Below are 19,249 nucleotides of genomic sequence, written 5' to 3' on the forward strand. Positions count from 1 at the left end.
GGCGGCGACGAGGGTGGGCGTACGCCGTGAACGGGCCTGCCGGCGCGGGCTGTCGGCCGGGGCGGCGGAAGCGGTGGCGGCTTCGACGGTGAGGCGGGCGGATCGACGCGGTGCGCGGTGCGGCACGGGTCACCTTGTTCCCTCAATGGCGGTGTGGTGGCGATGTGACGCGCCGTCAGGACATCTGGTTCCCGCGCGTGCGCGCGGTCGGACCTCCGGGCCTGGTATGTGGTGACGGTCCCGGGCCGGCCGGCTGCCGCCCGTTCGCCTTGCCGGTAGGGCGTGATCGCCTCCACCCCGCTGCCCGAATCCCGCAGCCACCGCCGCGAACGTCACGGGTGGTGCGAGTGGGAACAAACCCGCCCGCCAACGGCGGAACCGCAACGCCCCGCCCATCGCCGTGTCCACCGGCACCGCGGATCCGCGGCACGCACACGGCCGCGGAAGTTCACGAACGCGCACCCGCCTGGACCGTCAGCCCCCGGGCCAACTCGGCGGCGTCCCGGTCGGACAACGGGTGATGCTCCAGCAGAAACCGGTACCACAGCACCCCGTAGGCCTGGTCCACCAGCAGATCCAGGTCCGCGTCCGGCGCGAACTCGTCGCCATGGCGCGCGAACAGCTCGCGCAGCGCCTCGCGCCGGGCCGCCGTGAACGTGCGGACGAGGCCGGCCGCGTGCGGATCGCGGGCCGCCTCGCGAACCAGCGAGCGCAGTACGGCCGCGGTGGACGCCCTGCCCGTGCCGCGGAAGGTGGCGGTCAGGAAGGCGGCCAGGTCGTCGTACAGCGTCTCGCCCGCAGGGGCCGACACGACGTCGCCCGCCAAACCGGTGAGGGCGTCGAGAAGTACCGCGCCCTTGGAGGGCCACCACCGGTAGATGGTCTGCTTCCCGACGCCGGCCGCGCGCGCGATCGTGTCGATGGTCACCGGTGCGCCGCCCGAGTCGCCGAGCAGGACGAGCACTGCATCGAGAATCGCGGTACGAGCGTCCTCGTTGCGGCGGCGGCCGGTGTGCGGGCGGCGAGGAGCGGTGGAGTCGGTCATGGGTTCACTCTAGCGGCTTGACGAGACTCGCAGTCTCGGTAATGCTTGTCGAGACCTAAAGTCTCGGCAAGTCGAAAGTCAGGCACCCATGGCCCAGTCCAGCGCGTCGTCGACCGATACCCGATCCACCACCACCGCCGGCACCGGCACCGGCACCACCGCTGCCCGCCCCCGTTCCCGCTCGCTCGACGGCCGGCACGTCGTGGTGATGGGCGGCAGCTCCGGGATCGGCGAGGCGACGGCGAGCGTGCTCGCGGCAGACGGTGCGGAGGTCGTCGTCACCGGCCGCGACCAGGCCCGGCTGGACGCCGCGGTGGGACGGATCGGCGGCACAACCACCGGTCGCCGCGTCGACGGCGCCGACCCCGCCCGGGTGGCCGAGTTCTTCGCGGCCTCGACCCGACCGATCGACCACCTCGTCCTCGCGCTCAGCGGTGCGTCCGGCAGCGGGCCGATCGCCGGTCTCGACCTCGAACAGCTCGCCGCCGGGTTCGACGGCAAGTTCTGGCCGTTCCTGCGCATCCTCCAAGCCGCGCTTCCCCACCTCGCGCCCGACGCCTCGGTGACGTTCGTGACCGCCGCCTCCGCTCGCGCGGCGTTTCCCGGTACGGCCGGACTCGCCGCGATCAACGGCGCGTTGGAGGCGATGGTCCCGCCGTTGGCCGTCGAACTGGCCCCGATCCGGGTCAACGCCGTCTCGCCCGGCGTGGTCGACACCCCGTGGTGGAACAACGTGCCGGCGGAGCAGCGCACCGAACTCTTCGCCGGCATCAGCGCCACGACCCCGGTCGGCCGGGTGGGCCGCGCGGAGGACGTGGCCGACGTGATCCGGCTCCTGGTCGGCAACGGCTTCATGAGCGGCACGGTCGTCGAGTGCACCGGCGGCGCGAACCTGGCGACGGGGCGCTGAGCGGAGGCGGTACGAACCCGGCGACGGGCGCCGGACGGAGGCGGCGCGAACCCGGCGACGGGGCGCTGGACGAAGACGGCGCGAACCCGGCGACCGGGCGGCGAGCAGGTCCGTGCGGCCGACTCCGACCGGGTGACCTTCGTCGACGACCGTGCCGCCGCCGGTGTTCGGGCCCTACGAGCCTTCGGACGCGACGACCGGCCACGGCAGTTCCAGCGGCTGCCGGCGCCACCACCAGCCGCGCGTCCGCAGCGCTTCGCCGGGCAGCGCGAGGGCGGCGCTCAGCGCGTTCCCGGCGTCGTCGCACGTCAGGGCGGTGAAGGCCCCGTCGATCTCGCGCACCGCGTCGGCCGCCGACGCGTCCGCGAGGTGTTCCAAGATGTCGCGTGCCCGTAGGTCGTCCGCGTAGAAGTCGGCCGGATACCACGCGAACGGCGGCCATCCGGCGCCCATCCGCACCGTCATCGACTCCCACGCGCGCAGCGCCGACCGCTGCGTGGCCACCGCGAGCCCGGCCGCGGCGACGCATGCGCTGCTCACCGGTGTCGCCATCTCGTGGTCGCGAATCAGCTCCGGCAGCGGCCCGACCGACACGAAGCGCAGTTCCGGGACCGGGAATTGGAGCCGGTCGATGGTGAAACCGGGAGTGGCCAGGTCGTCCACCGGCGTCTCGTCGTACACCCGAGCCCGCACCGACGTGCCCGCCGGCGTGGCCGCCCAGTACGCGCTGGGTCGGACCGTACCCGCGGAGAACAGCACCACGACCTTCAGTCGAGCGGCCAACGCGAGTGCCACGTCGTGTTCCGACGTCGGCGCGAGGCCGGCGGCGCCGCGGGCCCGGATGTCGAGGACGGCCGTGATGTCGCCGCGTGCGGCCGTGTACGAGCAGAAGACGTCGGCGGACCCGTCGCGTCTCGCCGTCGCGGACGAGGCATCGCCGCCGACGATGTCCACGCGTTCCGTCCGCACCCCGAACACGTCGGCGAGCGGGGGGCCGAGCCGGGCCGGTTCGAACGGTCCGGCCAGCAGCAGGTCGTAACTGGTTCCGCTGGTCACGGTCGATCGTTCTCCTCGTTGGTGCGCTCGGCCCGGTCGCTCGCGGTGGGATCGCCGACGAACTCGGGATCGCCGCCGATCCGCCGCCTGCGGCGACGACGTGCCGCGGGTGTGACGGCGGAAGTTCGTCCGGTGGCCCGGTCGAACCCGGGTGGGTTCGCGCGTGTCCACCCTCGCGAACCATCAGGACTACACGCCGACGACCGACGACGGCAACCGCCAACGGGGTAAAGGACTTTCGATGCGCGAACCTGCATCAATCACAGCAAATCGGTATGTTCATCGGCTATTACGTGAGCTTGGCATTCGACGTCAATCATGCGATATCTTCCCGACGTCCACGGGGGATGCCAAAACCGTGCGTGTCGCACATGGGTTCGCCGATCCCACCCGCCGGTGTCGAGGGATAAACCGATGTCACTTTCGCCGATCGTGATGCCCGCGGCCCCGCCGCGCGGCGCGAGCGCCCGATGGGTGGGCCGGGCGCCCGCCCCGGTGCGGCCCTATCTCGAACTCATGCGTCTGGACCGCCCCGTCGGTGCCTGGCTGATGATCCTGCCCGGCTGGGTGAGCGCGACGCTCGCTTCGGACTTCCCGCCCGACCTGCGGCTGGCGTTCGTCCTGTTCGTCACCGGCGTGCTCACTCGCAGTGCCGGCTGCACGATCAACGACATCGTCGACCGTCGCTTCGATGCCCAAGTGCCACGGACCGAGGGCCGGCCGCTCGCCGCCGGCCGCATTCCCGTCCACCGTGCCTGGCTCTTCTTCGCCGGGCAACTCGCCGCGACCCTTCTCGTCCCGCTCACCCTCGGCGTCGAGTTCTTCGGGTGGATGGCGCTCGGCTGGATCCTCATCCTGGCCTATCCGTTGATGAAGCGGATCACCGACTGGCCACACGTGTGGTTGGGGCCGACCATGACGTGGTTCGTGCCCGTCACGTGGATCGGCGTCACCGGAACGCTCGACGCCACGGGGCTGCTCCTGTACACGGGCCTGGGCTCGTGGGCGATCGCCTACGACATCGTCTACGCCCACCAGGACCGCGAGGCCGACGCGCTGATCGGCGTCCGGTCGGCGGCGGTTCGACTCGGGCGCCGATCGGTGCCGGTGATCGTCGGACTGTACGCGGTCACCTTCGGTTGCCTGCTCGTGGTCGGCGCGACGGCGGGACTTGGACCGCTCTACTGGCCGGCGATCGCCGTCGCCGGGGCACAACTGCGTTGGCAGGTGCGCACGTTGGACATCGACGACCCCGCCGCGTGTCAGCGCGTGTTCCTGTCGAACGTGCCGTTCGCGGCGCTCGTCCTGCTCGCCGCCGTCGCCGGCAAGGCACTCTGATGACGCTGCGCGTCGCCGTCGTCGGCGGCGGCATCGCCGGCCTGGCCTTCGCCGCCGCCGCACAGCGCCTCGGACTCGACGCGAGCGTTCGCGTGTACGAGAAGGACGGCCCGCCGCGCGAGAGCGAAGCCGGACTCCAACTCGGACCCAACGCGACACGCATTCTGCAACGCCTGGGCGCCGGACCGGCGTTGCGCGCGGTGTCCGCGCGACCGGACACGTTGGACTTCGTGCACGGCAGGGACGGCTCGCCGCTGCTGACGGTACCCGTCCGACCGGCCTACGCCGAACGCTTCCGGGCCGAGCACCACACCCTTCTCCGGGCCGACCTGCGCCACACGCTCACAGGTCTGCTGTCCGCCGACACCGTGCACCGCGAGCGGCGTTGCGCCTCGGTGACGGAAGAACTCGGCGGCGCTCGCCTACGGTTCACCGACGGCACGAGCGAGCGAGCGGACGTCGTGGTCGGCGCGGACGGCATGCGCTCGATCGTCCGGGCCCGAGACCGACCCGAACCTCCGCTGGTGCACTCGGGGATGGCCGCGTGCCGAGCCGTCGTCCCGATCGAGGCGCTCGATCGCCGACCCCAGGCATCGGTGCGGATCTGGGTCGGCGTCGGGAGGCACTTCCTGTGCTATCCCGTGGCCTCGGGACGCCGGCTCAACGTCGTGGCGATCGTGCCCGACGACCACGCGTACACCCACACCGACACCGACACCCGTGCCCAAGCCCACGCCGACCGAACGCCGGGCGCGACACCGGTCGTCGCCGAGGACTTGGCCCGCGAGTTCGCCGACTGGGACCCCGCCGTGGCCGCACTCGTGCGCGCGGCCCCCGCGATCCATCGAGTGCCGTTGCTGGATCGGGAGCCGTTCGCGGAATGGAGCACGGCCCACACCACGCTGATCGGCGACGCGGCCCACCCGATGCTCCCGCACCAGGCCCAGGGCGCCTGCCAGGCGATCGAGGACGCCGTAACGCTCGCCACGATGCTGCGCGCCGCCGACCGGCGGGGAGTGCCCGAGGCGCTACGCCGCTACGCCGCCCTGCGGGCGCCGTACACCGCGCGAGTCCAACGCGGATCCCGCGAACACGGCGCGTTGATGCACTCGGCCGACGGTGTGGCCCTGCTCGCCCGCTCGCGACCCGAGGACGTGCTCGACCTCGTCGCGGACACCTACGGCCACGACGCCGAACAACAGGCCCTGGCGGCGTCCGCCGGCTGACCCGGCCCCCGCGCCGACCCGCCCTCTCGGCGTCTCCCCGCTCCGGAAAGGTATTCACCCACCCATGTCCACCGGCGTCTTCGAACCGCCTGCCGCGGGCAGGTCCGCGAACGGCTCCGCATCGCCCGCCGCACCCGTGCCGACCGCTGCCGCCGAACCGACCACCGCACCCACCTCCGCCGACCTCGTGGGCCCACCCACCCCGCCGATGACGCCCGACCACCTGATGCGGTTGGGCCTCGGCTTCACCGCCGCGAAGGTACTGCTCGGCGCGGTCGAGGTGGGCGTGTTCACCGAACTGTCCGCCCGCGGCCCCCTGGACGCGGGCGCGTTGGGTTCCGCCCTGGGGTTGCACGCGCGCTCGGCCCGCGACTTCTTCGACACCCTCGTAGCCCTCGACCTGCTCGACCGAGCCGACGGGCGCTACGTCAACACCCCGACCACCGAGTACTTCCTCGACCGGGACAAGCCGACCTACATCGGCGACGCGCTGACCATGCTCGACGCGCGCCTGTACGGGTTCTGGGCCAACCTCACCGAGGCCCTGCGCACAGGCAGTCCGCAGAACGAGGCCGCGGCGGGCGGCGATCCGTACGCGGGCATCTACGCCGACCCCGCTCGGCGCGCCCTGTTCCAACGCGCGATGGGCCAGTTGTCCCGGCCGAGCATCGAGGCGCTCGCGGACCGCTTCGGGTGGGAGGGGTACGGCAGTGTCGCCGACATCGGAGCGGGGGACGGCGCCCTCGTGTGCCATCTGGCGAAGCGTCACCCGCATCTGACCGGCGCCGCGTTCGACCTGCCCGAGGCCGCGGCGGCCGTGGACGCCTACGTCCGCGCCGCAGGTCTGCGGGACCGAATCCGGTTTTGGCCGGGCGACTTCCACGACCCGGCGCAGGCGTTGCCGAGTGCCGACGTACTCGTCCTGGGGCACGTTCTGCACGACTGGGACCTCGCCGCCAAACGTGCGTTGCTCGCCAAGGCGTGGGCGGCGCTGCCGGTCGGCGGCGCGCTCGTGGCTTTCGAAGCGTTCCCGGACGACGAACGCCGGGCGAACCCGATCGCGCTGCTGCTGGGCCTGAACGTCCTGATCGAGACGCCCGCCGGGGCGGCGTGCACCATCGCCCAGTGCCGCGAACTCGTGGCCGAGGCGGGCTTTCGACACATCCGCGCCGAACCGCTGGCCGGCCCCGAGTCGATGGTGATCGGCGTCAAGTGACTGCGCGGGGCCGCTCGGCGAACCGCGCCGACGCCGAGCGCGCGCACCGCGACGCCGAATCCGCCGACCCGGCCGCCGGGGATGTCCGTACGCGTTCGCCGGGCGTGTCGGATCACCGGCTCGGAAAATGATTGTGAAACAACTCACGGTAGCCAGACGACTACTGTTCCTGCGACCATGCCACGAACGAGCTGCGGCGAGTCGCGCGAGGAGGTATCGCCACATCCACACCCATCGCCACTCGACGGCCGTCGGGCCGATCGAGATCTTGGCCGGCAATCCCGCCGAACCCGTCACGGCATAGGCTCCGCAGACGCACACTTCGGTGACGCGCAGCCGCTGTGGACGGCCGTGACAGGAGATCTCGCTTGAGTACTGCCCAAGCTCGATTCGTGCACGATGTGCCCATGACGCTCGACATGCCCACGGTGTGCGACGCGACGGCCGCGCACGTCGGGTCCGGCCCACGCCAAGTCGACGTCCCCCCGGAGGTGTTCGCGCCGCACCGCGTGGCCGCGGTACGGGCGACCGGGCTGCTCGACACCGCGCCGGAGGACGGGTTCGACGACCTGGCCCGGCTCGCCGTCGTGGTCGGGGGCGGGCAGCGGGCGTTCATCACCCTTGTCGACGACCACCGTTCGTTCTGGAAGAGCGCGGTCGGCCCCGGCGGACCGGCGGCCGATTGCATACGCCAGAACGCCGTGCCCGATTGCCCGTGCCAGATACTCGTCGCCACCGACCGCCCGTTGATCGTGGACGACGCGCTCGCCCCCGAGTCGCCGATCCGGCGACTGAAGGCGGTCGACGCGCTCGGCATCGGGGCGTGGGTGGGCTTTCCGATCCACGGCCCGGGCGGCGAGGTGCTCGGCGGCCTGAGCGTCATCGACGAACGCCCGCACACGTGGACCGCGGACGAGGTCCAGGGCCTCGCGACGCTGTCCCGGTCGGTGAGTACCGAGATCGGGCTGCGCCAAGCGCTCAGCCAGGCCACCGCGCGCGTGCGCACGCTCCAGGACTCGCTGCTGCCACCGGGGTTGCCCGCCGTGCCGGGCATCGAGGCCGCCGCCGCCTACCTCCCCGCCGGCGGCGCGGACGTACTCGGCGACTTCTACGACCTGTTCCGCCTGCGCGGCGAGCACTGGGCCGCCGTGCTGGGCGACGTGTGCGGCAAGGGCGTGGAGGCGGCCACGGTGACCGCGCTCGCGCGCTACACGCTGCGCGCCGAGGCGGCCCGATCACTGTCGCCGGCCGCCGTGTTGAAGCGCCTGCATCTCGCCCTGCTGGACCGCCAGGACAGCGAGGAGCAACGGTTCCTCACCGCCATCCACGCCACCTTCCGCCCCACCGCGACCGGCCTGGCCGGTCGCCTGTGTACGGCCGGGCACCCGCCCGCGCTGATCCGCCGCGCGGACGGGCGTACCCAAGAGGTCGGCGTGGCCGGGACGTTGCTCGGTGCGATCGCCGATGTGCGGTTGACCGAGGCCCGGTTCCGGCTCAACGCCGGTGACACGCTGCTGATGTACACCGACGGCATCATCGAGGCGCACAGCCACACCCCCGGCCGCGGCCCACGCGGACCGCTGTTCGGTGAGCGGCGCCTGCACGAGGTGCTCGCGGCGTGCCACGGCCTCGACGCCCAGGCCACCATCGACCGGGTGGCCGCGGCCACCCTCGCCCACACCGGCGGCCCCGCCGGCGACGACACCGCCCTACTCGCGCTCCGCGTCCCACCCCGGGCCGCAACGGTCACCCCAACTCCGCTGTCCTGAACGGGCCTTCGCGGACTCACCACATGAATCGCCGGAGCGACGCGAACCCGAGACCCCGGCGATCACGCAAGCGTCCGACAACCACCGATCCACCTCGCCGGTCGCCCGCTGCCTTCTAAGCTGACGCGGACGCAGCTCACGTACGACCACTTCCACGGGGGAACCGAATGCCCGAGCCAAGCAAGAACAAGATCACCAGCGCACTCCACCCCACGGACGATCCCCCACCGCCACAGCCTCCCGACCTGGGGCCGGACTGGGAGACGTGGCTGTTCCCACAAACACGGCAGATGGACGCCAGGCGCGAGAAAGTCGTTGTGGAGGCTGACAAGTTACGCAGGTCCGGCCGAGCAATGCACGATACGGCCGGCGAACTCGACCGGGAGGCACGGCCGGCGATCGCCGCCATTGACCTATTGGCCTCGTCCACCGGAGGCTGGGAATTCGGTAAGGCACTCGTGCACCTTCGGGATCGTTGGACCGGGCGAGTCGCCGCGATGACCGGCGACATGCACAACCAGGCAGCAAAGCTCGACCAGACGGCGGCGTTCTGGGAACAGGTCGAGGAGCAGACTTCGGGCCGGTTCCGGCTGCCGACGGATCCCGTGCCACCGCATGTGGAGGAACCGCAATGGTGACCACCGATCAGCTCCGCGAACTCCGGACCGAGGCATTGCTCGCTTTGGCGGACAACTGGGATCGCCTGCAACGGGCTCTCGACGGAGATCGGGATCGGGCTCGCCAAGAGGTGCTTGCCCCACTGGACAGCGCCAGTTGGGAGGGGCGGGACGCCAAACGGGCGATCGCCGCCCTCCAAGGCAACATCGAACAGCTCGAAGCCGCCCGAATCGAGGCCGGCGCCGTCGCTTCGGTGATTCGCGACGCGGCACAGGACTTACGCGTGGCCCAGGATGTTCTCGTGCGCGCCGAGGAAGAGGCCCGGGCGAACGGAATCCGCGTCATGCCGGACGGCGCGCTGTCTTGGGAGGCGAGCACCGACGTCGTGCACGAGGTGGTGCAGCGCGTCGCGCAAGACGTGGGGCCGCGAATCGCCGAGGCCCTGCGCTCGGCCGCAGACGCGGACAGTCGGGCTGCTTGGGCATTACGGGCCGACGTGGACTTCGCCGGCGAGAAGGTTTTCAACTCCCATGCCACGGGCGCGGGTCCGGCCGCCGACGCGATGCGCGCCGAACAACTCCTCGCCGACGTGGGCACGTTGAACACCGCCCAACTGGCGGAACTGGCCAACTTGCTCCACGCCAACTCGGGTGACCCAGCGTTCACCGAGCCGTTGATGACAGCGGTCGGACCCGAGGGTTTGTTGGCGGGCACCAAGGAGATCGCCGAGACCGCACAGAAGTCGAAACCGGGCGACCCCGCACTCGCAAGCCTGAAGCTATTGCAGGTGGACCTCGGCAAATCCCTGGCGAACGCGAGCCCGAAGCTGGTGGCGAACCCGCAGTGGATGGCCGCACTGCGCGAAGCGAGCCGCGAGCAGATCCCGGTTGCGCAGACCAGTGGATACGTCAACCACGCGAACGTATACGGCTTCCAGATGCTGGGCGTCCTGCTCAACAACGGCACATACGACCCGGCCTTCCTGAAGAGTGTCGCCGAGGACACGCTCGCTTTCGAGCAAAAGAACGGAAAGCCACCGGTCTGGTCCTACACACTCGTGCCGCCGCCCGCTTTCCCACTCAATCTGACAGGCTCACCGGGCGAGGGCTTCGACCCGATGACCGGGATCATGAGCGCGCTCTCGCGTGACCCCGCTACCGCGAACGATTTCTTCTCGTCACACGGCGACAGCCCCGAACGTCAACAACTCGGATTGCCGAACGACTCCGCCCGCGAGCGCTTGGACTACCTGCTCAACGGACGCGAGACATGGGCGGACGCCCGACCGCCGTCGGCTGCGGCACCGAGCGCGTACCTCGACGCGGCGGGTGGCGCACTACAGGTTGCGACCACCGGAGCGACTCCGGGAACGCAGGTTCCGCCTCATACTGAGAAAAATGCCGATTTGATGAACGAGGTCGTTTCGCTGTATGGCTCCGGCAGCCATCGCGCGGACATTCCGCCGGAGTTGCAAGACAGCATCGCCAACTCTCTGACCTCGTACATATCCGATGTGCACAGCACACTCGGTCGCCTGGCCGGTACCGATCCGCTTGCGCCGTTTCCGGGGACGGAAAGCGGTGCGTCGGCAGCGTTCAACAAGCAGGACCTGGCGAATGTGATCTACGGCGTTTCCCATGATCCCAAGGCGGCTGCCCAACTCATGGTTGCCGAACAGGCATATTCGACCGCCGGCCTGGATCGTATGAGCTATCGGGATGATCCGCAGGGAACCGAAGTCGCCTGGCGTGCCACCGCACAAACCATGGGATTCTTCAATGCGGCACAAAATGCAGCGGCTTCGGACCTGTCCGTGGCGGCGGACGCGAGCTACAACCACGACGTGCTGTGGCAGAGCAAGGAGCTCTATCACGGGCCGGGATTTTTCCTGAACCTGCTCCCCGGCGGGTGGGGTGATCTTGCCCAACGCGGGATGAACATGGTCGCTGACTATTGGGGGGAGAGTCAGACGACAGATCATGGTGAAGAGGTGAGAAGTGCGGCGGCCGAACGTAATGGGATATTCGAGAACTACATGGGGAATGCGATGCGCACATGGGCCGAGCGGCAAAACGCCGACGAGCCGGTACCCCAAATCTCGAATGTTCAAAGGGAATCGATCGCCCAAGCGGTCAATACCCAAATCATCACGGGGCGGGACTCCTTGAAGTTCGAGCAGGGTTATCAGTGATCCGGGTTTCCCGGGGTCGTCGCGGTTGGGTTGCCGGGTGGGTGTTGCTTCTTGCGCTCGTGTCCTGTGCCGACCCTGCTCCCGAAAAGAAGGTTCATACGCCCAGAGTTTTCTGTCAGGGTGCGCTGCCGGAGGCGCTTGTCTCGGCCGTTATCGATGTGCCGGTGCAGTATGACGTGCCGGACGACCGAAACTTCTTGCAGCCTGAAAGTACGACGGCTGTGGGCTGCCTGCTGTCCTTCAGACACCCGGGTGCGTCCGATTCGGCCACCGATCTCATACTCAACTTGCATGCCGCCTTCCACCCGGGGCCTCCGCTCGTGGCGTCCGGGTGGGCCGACCGCATCGTCGATCCACCCCGTGAGATTTCACCGGCCTGGGTGGCGGATTTGAAAGAGGGTGGGCAGCTTACGTGGGTGCCCTTGGCGGCTTGTTCGGGCTTTACGCGCCAGCCGCTACCAGGGCCGGAGTCCAAGGTCACCGTGTTCATCTGGGCCAAGGGCGCCATTCCGCGGCCCGATCTGGATGCCGCTCTGGCGCGCTTGGTCACGTTTGCCGCGAATCGCTACCTCCAGGCTGCCGGTTGCCCACCCGCGGGGTTGTCGGGGGCTGCGAACCCGGCCACGTCCTCCGCGTCCGCGAGCCCGTCGGCGGGTTGAGCCGACGCCGAGGCCCCGCCGCTGCGCCTCCGGGGCGGAGGCGGCGGCGGGGATCGGTGTGCGGATTACGCCGCGTCGTCGGCGAAGGTGCCCGCGCGGGCGGCGCGTTCGGGGTCGCGCACGCGCAGGGTCGCGTAGCCGGCGATGCCCACGACCAGGGCTGCGACGAAGACGTACGGGAGCACGTTCAGCGGCGATTCGGGGACCGGCCACAGGTTGCGGTAGAAGACGTAGACCATCGCGCCCGCGCCGATCAGGCCGAGCGCCCACGTGACGGCGAGGGCCCGGGCGCCCGTCTTGCGGACGAACAGCGGCGCGGCCAGGCAGACCAGCACGTAGGAGAGCATGTAGCCGAAGACGCCGATCGTGTCGATGTACGTCGTCGCGTCGAGCCCTTCGGTGCCGGCCGCGATGACCGCGACGGTCGGGACCACCACGAACGGGGTGATCACCAGGATCGCCGCCGACGGCGTCTTGTGCGTCGGGTGTGCCCGGCCCAGACGGGCCGGGACCACGCCCTCGCGGGCCATCCCGAACAGCAGCCGCGCCGCGACCGTCACACACGCCATCACCACCGCCAGGAACGATGCCGCGAAGCCCGCGTGGAGGAAGAACTTCAGGAAGCCCAGGCCCGAAAGCTCGGCCAACTCGTCCATCGGGTCGGCGCTGGCGACCAGTTGGTCCGGACCGCCGAAACCGACCACCTGCGCGTAGGTGGCGAACATGTACAGCAGGCCGGCGAGCAGCGCGCTGCCCATCACCGCGCGCGGGATCGCCTTGTACGGGTCGGTCGCCTCCGCGCCGAGCGAGGCCGCGCCCTCGAACCCGACGAAGCCCAGGATGCCCAGCACCACCGCGAACACCACGCCGTCCAACGTGCTCCCGCTGAGGGTGAGTTGGTCGGCGTCGAACAGCGAGTGGTCGCTCTTGAGGAACACCGCGAGCAGGACGACCACGATCAAGGCGATCGAGACGACCTCCAGGGCTGCGGCGACGCGCGCGGCCACCCGTACGCTCGCGATCGTCAACCGCACCGCGATCGCGGCCAGGAGCACGTCGAGCAGCACCTGACCGGCGATGCCCGTGAACGCGCCCACGCCGATGCCGTCGAGGGCGCGGCCGGTGTAGTAGCCGGCGCCCGCGAGCGAGCCCGACCCGATGCACACCGCGCCGATCAGCAGCGCCCACCCGGTCACGAACGCGCCGGAGGGGCCCAGCGACAGCCGGGTGAACGCGTACAGCGAGCCGGTGCCGGCGCGGCGGCGGGCGAACACACAGATGCAGTACGCGATCGCCAACACCCCGGCCATGGCGAGGAAGAACGAGAACCACGCGCCGTTGCCGGCGGACGCGGCCATGCTCGCGGGAGCGAACGCGATGACCGCGCTGGGCGCGACGTTCGCGACGCTCTGCGCGCCGACCTCGAACGTGGTCACGCTGCGGCGGGCGAGTCCGTCGTCGGGTGCGGTGGTGGAGGGCACAGGTGCTGCCTTTCCGGACTTACCGGCCGAATTGTCTGGGCTGAGAGTAGTCATCGGGTCATCCCTCGCGCTTCGCCGGGTCGTACGTGCCGGCCTCGCCGGCCGCGGGCCGGTAGCCGGTGATCAGGAGCTGACGCAGCGCGTGGCCCCCGTCGAGGTCGGCCAGGGCGGCGCCGGCCTCCTCCAAGGGGCGGCGCGCGGAGATCATCGACTCGACGTCCAGGAAGCCGCCGACCACGAGGTCCACCAGGGTCGGAATGTCGCGCTGCGCGACCACGGAGCCGTAGTTGGAGCCGAGGATGCGCTGATCGGCCTCGGCGAGCGCGAGCGGGTCGAAGCGCGCGGTGCTGCCGGTCGGCGGCAGGCCGACGATGACCGCCGCGCCGCCCTGGCCCAGGGCCGCGATGGCCTGCTCGGTGGTGGCGATCTTGCCGATCGCGTCGAAGACGTAGTCCAGGCCCTCGGGGACGAGCGCGCGCAGGGCGGCGACCGGGTCGGTCGCGCTCGCGTCGACGACGTCGGTGGCGCCCAGTTCGAGCGCGAGGTCGAGCTTGTCCGCGACCACGTCCACGGCGACGATCCGCGACGCGCCGGAGAGCTTGGCGCCCTGGACGCAGGACAGGCCCACCCCGCCGCACCCGATCACCGCGACGGTCGCGCCGGCCTCGACGCCGGCGGTGTTGCGGACGGCGCCCACGCCGGTGGCGATTGCGCAGCCGACCAGGGCGAGCGCGTCGAGCGGGGCGTCCTTGCGCACCTTGATCGCGCCGGAGACCGGGACGACCACGTGGTCCGCGAAGGACGACACGCCGAGGTAGTGGTGCAGGCGCTCACCGTCGGGGGTGCTCAGCCGGCTGGTGCCGTCGTACAGGACGCCCAGCGGCGCGACGACGTCGGCGACCAGTCGGCACGCGGCGGGGCGGCCGGCGAGGCAGTAGCGGCACTCGCCGCACGCGGGCACCCAGGACAGCACGACGTGGTCCCCGACGGCCAGGCCCGAATCGGCGGTGTCGGGGCCGAGCGCGGTCACCACGCCGGAGCCCTCGTGGCCCATCACCACGGGCATCGGCACGTCCCACTCGCCGCGGACCACGTGCAGGTCCGAGTGGCACACGCCGGCCGCGACCACGGCGACCTCGACCTCGCCGGGACCGGGCGGGGCCAGGTCGACCTCGGTGACGGTGAGCGGCGCGCCGGGGGAGTGGAGCACCACGCCTCGGATACGGCGGGCGGATGGTGCGGAAGGGGTGGTGCTCATGGCGACTCCAGGCCGGGACTCAGCGGTGGCGGTCAGCGTTGTGTGGGTGTTCGGGTCGGACCGCTTCGGAAGGTTGTTCCAGGGCGTGCGTTTTGTGGAGCTAAACTTTCGTCAAGGTTTTACAGCACTAAACCCCTCGCGTAAAGACCCTCGATGTGGTGCGGCCACCCCGTCCGAGCCCGGTACCGTGGCGCGCGTGCCAGCACGTACCGGAGACGAAGAACCCAGTCCGCCGCCACGTACCGACGGCGAGGAACCCGGCCCGCCGCGCACCGGAGGCGGGAAAACCGGCCCGCCGCCGCGCACCGACGGCGAGGAGTCCGACCCGTCGCCCGCCGCCCACGACACCTCCAGCCGGATGTCGCGGATCGGACCGAGGCTGCGCGAGCTGCGCCAGGCCCAGGGGCTGACCCTGACGCAGGTGGCCGGCACGGCCCGGGTGACCAAGGGCTTCCTGAGCCTGGCCGAGCGCGGCAAGACCTCGGTGTCGGTGCCGACCCTGCTGCGCATCTGCGACGCGGTCGGCACGAGCATCGCGGCCCTGTTCGACTATCCCGACCAGGACGTGGTGCGCAGCGGGATCGGCGCTCCCCTGGAAATGGGCGGCATAGGGATCGAGGAATTCCTGCTGACGCCGGCCGAGGAGAAACACGTTCAGGTGATGCGTACCGTGCTGAGCCCGGGTGGCGGTTCGGGTGGCGTGTACGCGCTCGAAGCCGAGACGGTATTCGCCTACCTGGTGCGCGGCAGTCTCGAACTGACCGTCGACGGCACGGTTCGGCACCTGGGAGCAGGGGACTCGACCACGTTCTCGGCGCGTCTGGAGCACGGGTGGATCAATCCGGGCGAGCGCGAGGCCGAGGTGCTGTGGTCGATCGCGCCCGCGCTTCCGCGCCACGTCACGAAGCTGCGGCCGAGGCCCTGATCGGGTCCCGCGTCAAGGTCGGCTCCACAGTCGGCCCGTTGCTTCCTATGCTGGCCGCGTGACCGACCCCAATGACCTCGATGTCCGACCGGCATTCTCGCCGTCCGCAGCCGCCACCGCCCGGGGGGTGATGGCGCTCACCTGCGAGCGTGTGGCTGCGACATTGGCTTCGTACGAACTGCGTGTGCTGCCGGCCACCGTCGCCCAGTGGGAAGCCGGCAGTGAACGCCCGAACGAAGCCGAACTGCTCGCGCTGGCCAAGTCCTTGGTCGTCCCCGTCGCCCAACTGATGGGTGGGCGACCGGAGAACCTCCAGGACCACCGGATCGCCGCCGGCCTGACCCGCCCCGCAATCTGCAAGATCATTCGGATGAAGGAGATCGGCTATACCCGACTCGAACGCGCGAACAAATGGCGCGCCGACGAGGAACGCACCGGCTTTTTGGTCCGCGCCCTCGGCCTGTCGATGCGTGATCTCGTCGAAGTCTCCGGCGCGGCCGAGGAGTTGGAGACGCTGCTCGCCGAGGCCGTGGTGGGCCGCTGGAAATCGCAGCTCCCCGACATCACCCGGGTGACCGGCCTGCGCCGCAAGCGCGTCGGCGACGTGGTGGAGGCCCTCAGCACGGTCTTCCCGGAGGGCATGGACGTCGCCGACGTCCCCCGCGCGGCCGTCGTGGAACGCTTCTGGGGCCTGCTGGGCGACCCGGTCGCCGACCCGGGCGCCCCGGGCCCGTGGCTGCTCTCGGGTCGCTTCGCCTGACCGACGCTCACATCGACCGAACTCGCCGAAACGATCCTGGAGTCGGAGGGGGTTGGGGCCGTGTTGTGCCTTCGACTCCACGATCGTTTCGGCGAAGTCCCGGGACCCGAGCGCCATGGGCTGATCCCGGGCCGCCCGGGGTCGATCGACATCGGAGCCGTCCCGCGGCGCCGAAAACCCTGAGGCGACGTCGGCTCCGTGCTGCGCCGAGCCCGTTGCCGTTGCGGCATCGTCAGGCTCGGCTCCAGGCCGGGCGCTTCGTCCGAGGCGTCGTTCGAGGCCCCGTCAGGTCCCGTCCCGCGTCGGGTGGGGCACGTCGTCCGCGGCCGTCGGGCTCTCGCCGCCGTCCGCGTCGGGTGGGTATCCGCCCGACAGCAGCGGGCGTTCGAACACCGTGCGGAGCACGATCGTGGTGCCGGTCCCGCGAATCACCGGAATCGCCCGGATGCGGTCGAGCGTGTCGGCGAGGGCGGCCGTCGATGCCACCCGGACCTTGATCCAATAGCAGTCCTCGCCCGCGACCTCGTGCGCCTCCAATACGCACGGCTCGCGCCGGATGGCCGCCTCGACCTGTTCGCGCGCCGGCAGACCGGTGTCGAAGCGCAGCGCGATGAACGCGGCCGTGCCGGCGTCGACCGCCTCGGGCGCGAAGTCGGCGTGGTAGCCGGTGATCACGCCGTCGCGCTCCAAGCGCTGGAGCCGGTCGCGGACCGCGGGTTCCGACAGGTCGACCGATCTCGCGAGCGAGCGCACGGTTCGCCGGCCGTCGCCGCTCAGTGCGCGCAGCAACGCCCGGTCGATGTCGTCGAGCTGCCGGGTCATCGATTTCCCCTTGTCCTCGTGAACCGCGCGGACCTAATCTAAAAAGGCCGACAGTGCATCCTACTTAACTTACCGAGGTCAGGGGATCGACTTGTCTCCGCTAAAGAGGGATCGACTGCTGCCGTGGGCCGCGCTCGTAACCGTCTGGATCCTGTGGGGCTCGACGTATCTGGGCATCCGGTACGCGATCGAGACGATCCCGCCGCTGCTGTCGGCGGGGGCCAGGTTCCTGACCGCGGGCCTGCTGATGTTCGCGTTCGTCGGCCCGCGGCACGCGCGTGGCGCGCAGCGGCCGACCTGGCGACAACTGCGCTCCGCGACGATCATCGGCGGCCTGCTCCTGGTCGGCGGCAACGGCCTGGTGAGCCTCGGCGAACAACACCTCGACTCGGGTCTCGCCGCGCTGATCGTGGCGACCGTCCCGGTCTGGATGGTGCTGATCAACGCACTCGTGACGCGAACCCGGATCTCGGGCTCGGTGCTCCTCGCCCTGGTCCTGGGCACGGTCGGCATCGGCGTCCTGGTCGGCGGCCCCGGCGGCGACGTGCACGTGGGCGCGGTCGTGATGATCCTGATCGCGTGCGTGCTGTGGGCGGCCGGCTCGGTGTACGCGCGGACCGCGCCGCTGCCCAGGCATCCGTTGGTGGTGGCCTCCCTGGAGATGATCACGGCGGGCATCGTCCTGATCGTGGTCGCGGGCCTGCGCGGGGAGTTCGGCCGGGTGGTCGTCGGCGACATCTCGGGAGCGTCCTGGTTCGGCATGGCGTGGCTGGTGTTCGCGGGCTCGATCGTGGCGTTCAGCGCGTACATGTACGTCAACAGCGCACTGCCCAACGACACGGTGGCGACGTACGCGTACGTCAACCCGGTGATCGCGGTGCTGCTCGGCGCGGTGATCGCGCGGGAGTCGGTGGGCCCCAACGTCTACCTGGGCGGCGCGATAATCGTCGTCTCGGTGGCGATCATCGTCGGCGGGCGCTTTCGCAAGGGCCGTTCGCCGCACACACCGTCGAGCACCGCATCGAGCACCGCATCGAGCACCGCGTCGACCACTTCGCCCGCAGCCGGCTCGGCGACGCCGGCGCCCGCTCGGGAGCAGGTGCCCGGCACCGAACCCGCGACACAGCGGCCGGCCCGACCGGCCCGCTACTGATCCCAGCCCTCCTCGGCGTCCACGATCCGGTCGGCGGGAGGGACGGCCGGGGCGCACGGGCGTTCGCTGCGGCTGAGCCTCGCGTTCTGCGGGTCGGGGCCCGACGTGTTGATCGCCACCGGGTAGGGCTTGCCGTAGGCGGCGACGTACACGGTCCTGATCACGTCGAACTCGTCGGTCCGGCGCAGCGGGACGACGACCCTGCCCTCGACCCGGGTCCGCTCGCCCTTGACGTAGCCGTCCGTGCGGGCGCCGAAGACGGCCCCCGCGGAGTCGACCGGATCCGTCGGGTCGTAGGTGTACCTCGCGTATCGGTCGGCGAACCGCTCGACCGCCTCGGCGACTTCGTCCTCGCTGCCCTCGTTCACCCGGCCGAGGGTGCGCCAGAAGTCGGCATCGCCCCGAAGGTAGGTCTGCTCGCCGACGACGAGCATGTCGGCTTTGCGGCCGCTCATTTCGATGCTGCCCTGGTAGTCGTGGCCACCGCGCACGCACAGGTCGTAGTCGGTGCGATACCCGTCCGTCACCTGGTTGCCGACGATGCGATAGCCGGGCGAGTCCTCGACGAGCGCACGGGCCTCGCGGACGAGGGCTCGCGCGTCCTTGTCACTGTTCGACGCCGTGACGTCGGCGGCGCCGGCACACGAGGTCAGCGTGGCGAGGACGAGGGCGGCACCCGAAGTGACGGCGGCCTTGGGCGATTTGTACACGAGGTTCCTTGCGCGGGGGTCCGGAGGCGACGCGTAAGTATCGCGTCGTCCGGACCCGGCGCTCGGGCCGGCCGAGGTGTTCGAGGGCGGGTCCGCGCGGTTCGGCTCCGGG

17 protein-coding genes are annotated in these 19,249 nt (G+C 70.7%); 11 read left to right on the forward strand and 6 right to left on the reverse strand.

The window, feature by feature from the left end; translation table 11 throughout:
• Positions 1–448: 448 nt before the first annotated feature.
• Positions 449–1,045, reverse strand: coding sequence for a TetR/AcrR family transcriptional regulator (locus tag GT354_RS43240; RefSeq protein WP_161362453.1), 597 nt, complete (start codon positions 1,043–1,045; stop codon positions 449–451).
• A gap of 88 nt (positions 1,046–1,133) precedes the next feature.
• Between GT354_RS43240 and GT354_RS43245 the strand changes: the two genes are divergently transcribed.
• Positions 1,134–1,955: an SDR family oxidoreductase gene (locus GT354_RS43245; RefSeq protein WP_202512933.1), complete on the forward strand. Its 822-nt coding sequence runs from the start codon at positions 1,134–1,136 to the stop codon at positions 1,953–1,955.
• Positions 1,956–2,129: 174 nt separating this feature from the next.
• Here GT354_RS43245 and GT354_RS43250 read toward each other — a convergent pair whose 3' ends face one another.
• Positions 2,130–3,011 (reverse strand): hypothetical protein, encoded by an 882-nt coding sequence (locus tag GT354_RS43250; RefSeq protein WP_161362454.1) that lies wholly within the window; start codon positions 3,009–3,011, stop codon positions 2,130–2,132.
• A gap of 414 nt (positions 3,012–3,425) precedes the next feature.
• Here GT354_RS43250 and GT354_RS43255 point away from each other — a divergent pair, with 414 nt between their 5' ends.
• The 7 genes from GT354_RS43255 to GT354_RS43285 all read left to right on the forward strand — a co-directional run bounded on the left by GT354_RS43255 (position 3,426) and on the right by GT354_RS43285 (position 12,028).
• Positions 3,426–4,349 carry a 4-hydroxybenzoate octaprenyltransferase gene (locus tag GT354_RS43255; protein ID WP_161362456.1) on the forward strand — a complete coding sequence of 308 codons (924 nt, stop codon included), beginning with the start codon at positions 3,426–3,428 and terminating at the stop codon, positions 4,347–4,349.
• Positions 4,349–5,575, forward strand: coding sequence for an FAD-dependent monooxygenase (locus GT354_RS43260; protein ID WP_161362458.1), 1,227 nt, complete (start codon positions 4,349–4,351; stop codon positions 5,573–5,575). Before GT354_RS43255 ends, GT354_RS43260 begins: the two co-directional genes overlap by 1 nt.
• A gap of 64 nt (positions 5,576–5,639) precedes the next feature.
• Positions 5,640–6,791 (forward strand): acetylserotonin O-methyltransferase, encoded by a 1,152-nt coding sequence (locus GT354_RS43265; protein ID WP_237536028.1) that lies wholly within the window; start codon positions 5,640–5,642, stop codon positions 6,789–6,791.
• A gap of 407 nt (positions 6,792–7,198) precedes the next feature.
• Entirely contained in the window at positions 7,199–8,560 is a 1,362-nt protein-coding gene (locus GT354_RS43270) for a GAF domain-containing SpoIIE family protein phosphatase (RefSeq protein ID WP_237536029.1), read from the forward strand.
• A 167-nt stretch (positions 8,561–8,727) separates the two neighbouring features.
• The gene (locus GT354_RS43275; protein ID WP_161362461.1) at positions 8,728–9,198 is read left to right on the forward strand and encodes a type VII secretion target; all 471 of its coding nucleotides are present in this window, start codon (positions 8,728–8,730) and stop codon (positions 9,196–9,198) included.
• Entirely contained in the window at positions 9,192–11,369 is a 2,178-nt protein-coding gene (locus GT354_RS43280) for a DUF6571 family protein (RefSeq protein ID WP_161362463.1), read from the forward strand. Before GT354_RS43275 ends, GT354_RS43280 begins: the two co-directional genes overlap by 7 nt.
• 41 nt (positions 11,370–11,410) lie before the next feature.
• A complete protein-coding gene (locus GT354_RS43285) occupies positions 11,411–12,028 on the forward strand; it encodes a hypothetical protein (RefSeq protein ID WP_161362465.1) in 618 nt (205 codons plus the stop codon).
• Between the two features lie 65 nt (positions 12,029–12,093).
• Here the strand turns inward: GT354_RS43285 and GT354_RS43290 are convergent, their stop codons facing one another.
• Positions 12,094–13,509 (reverse strand): APC family permease, encoded by a 1,416-nt coding sequence (locus GT354_RS43290; RefSeq protein ID WP_161362468.1) that lies wholly within the window; start codon positions 13,507–13,509, stop codon positions 12,094–12,096.
• 58 nt (positions 13,510–13,567) lie between these two features.
• Positions 13,568–14,767: a zinc-binding dehydrogenase gene (locus tag GT354_RS43295; RefSeq protein ID WP_161362469.1), complete on the reverse strand. Its 1,200-nt coding sequence runs from the start codon at positions 14,765–14,767 to the stop codon at positions 13,568–13,570.
• Positions 14,768–14,963: 196 nt separating this feature from the next.
• Here GT354_RS43295 and GT354_RS43300 point away from each other — a divergent pair, with 196 nt between their 5' ends.
• A complete protein-coding gene (locus GT354_RS43300) occupies positions 14,964–15,692 on the forward strand; it encodes a cupin domain-containing protein (RefSeq protein WP_346012441.1) in 729 nt (242 codons plus the stop codon).
• 58 nt (positions 15,693–15,750) lie between these two features.
• The gene (locus GT354_RS43305) at positions 15,751–16,452 is read left to right on the forward strand and encodes a hypothetical protein (protein ID WP_161362471.1); all 702 of its coding nucleotides are present in this window, start codon (positions 15,751–15,753) and stop codon (positions 16,450–16,452) included.
• A 285-nt stretch (positions 16,453–16,737) separates the two neighbouring features.
• Here the strand turns inward: GT354_RS43305 and GT354_RS43310 are convergent, their stop codons facing one another.
• Positions 16,738–17,274, reverse strand: coding sequence for an Lrp/AsnC family transcriptional regulator (locus GT354_RS43310; protein WP_161362473.1), 537 nt, complete (start codon positions 17,272–17,274; stop codon positions 16,738–16,740).
• Between the two features lie 91 nt (positions 17,275–17,365).
• On the opposite strand from GT354_RS43310, the gene GT354_RS43315 reads away from it, so the two are divergent.
• Complete coding sequence (locus GT354_RS43315; RefSeq protein WP_161362475.1) at positions 17,366–18,427, forward strand: EamA family transporter; 1,062 nt, start codon at positions 17,366–17,368, stop codon at positions 18,425–18,427.
• Here the strand turns inward: GT354_RS43315 and GT354_RS43320 are convergent.
• Positions 18,421–19,137: a hypothetical protein gene (locus GT354_RS43320; protein ID WP_161362477.1), complete on the reverse strand. Its 717-nt coding sequence runs from the start codon at positions 19,135–19,137 to the stop codon at positions 18,421–18,423. The genes GT354_RS43315 and GT354_RS43320 overlap by 7 nt on opposite strands.
• Between the last annotated feature and the right edge of the window lie 112 nt (positions 19,138–19,249).

It is taken from the genome of Streptomyces sp. SID3343, from assembly GCF_009865215.1.
Lineage (GTDB): Bacteria > Actinomycetota > Actinomycetes > Streptomycetales > Streptomycetaceae > Embleya.

What these genes read in the sequence shown, in the direction of transcription:
- GT354_RS43260 (WP_161362458.1), top strand. Translation starts at nt 4,349, where the DNA reads ATGACGCTGCGCGTCGCCGTCGTCGGCGGCGGCATCGCCGGCCTGGCC.
- GT354_RS43275 (WP_161362461.1), top strand. Translation starts at nt 8,728, where the DNA reads ATGCCCGAGCCAAGCAAGAACAAGATCACCAGCGCACTCCACCCCACG.
- GT354_RS43265 (WP_237536028.1), top strand. Translation starts at nt 5,640, where the DNA reads ATGTCCACCGGCGTCTTCGAACCGCCTGCCGCGGGCAGGTCCGCGAAC.
- GT354_RS43240 (WP_161362453.1), bottom strand. Translation starts at nt 1,045, where the DNA reads ATGACCGACTCCACCGCTCCTCGCCGCCCGCACACCGGCCGCCGCCGC.
- GT354_RS43270 (WP_237536029.1), top strand. Translation starts at nt 7,199, where the DNA reads ATGACGCTCGACATGCCCACGGTGTGCGACGCGACGGCCGCGCACGTC.
- GT354_RS43310 (WP_161362473.1), bottom strand. Translation starts at nt 17,274, where the DNA reads ATGACCCGGCAGCTCGACGACATCGACCGGGCGTTGCTGCGCGCACTG.
- GT354_RS43255 (WP_161362456.1), top strand. Translation starts at nt 3,426, where the DNA reads ATGTCACTTTCGCCGATCGTGATGCCCGCGGCCCCGCCGCGCGGCGCG.
- GT354_RS43280 (WP_161362463.1), top strand. Translation starts at nt 9,192, where the DNA reads ATGGTGACCACCGATCAGCTCCGCGAACTCCGGACCGAGGCATTGCTC.
- GT354_RS43295 (WP_161362469.1), bottom strand. Translation starts at nt 14,767, where the DNA reads ATGAGCACCACCCCTTCCGCACCATCCGCCCGCCGTATCCGAGGCGTG.
- GT354_RS43245 (WP_202512933.1), top strand. Translation starts at nt 1,134, where the DNA reads ATGGCCCAGTCCAGCGCGTCGTCGACCGATACCCGATCCACCACCACC.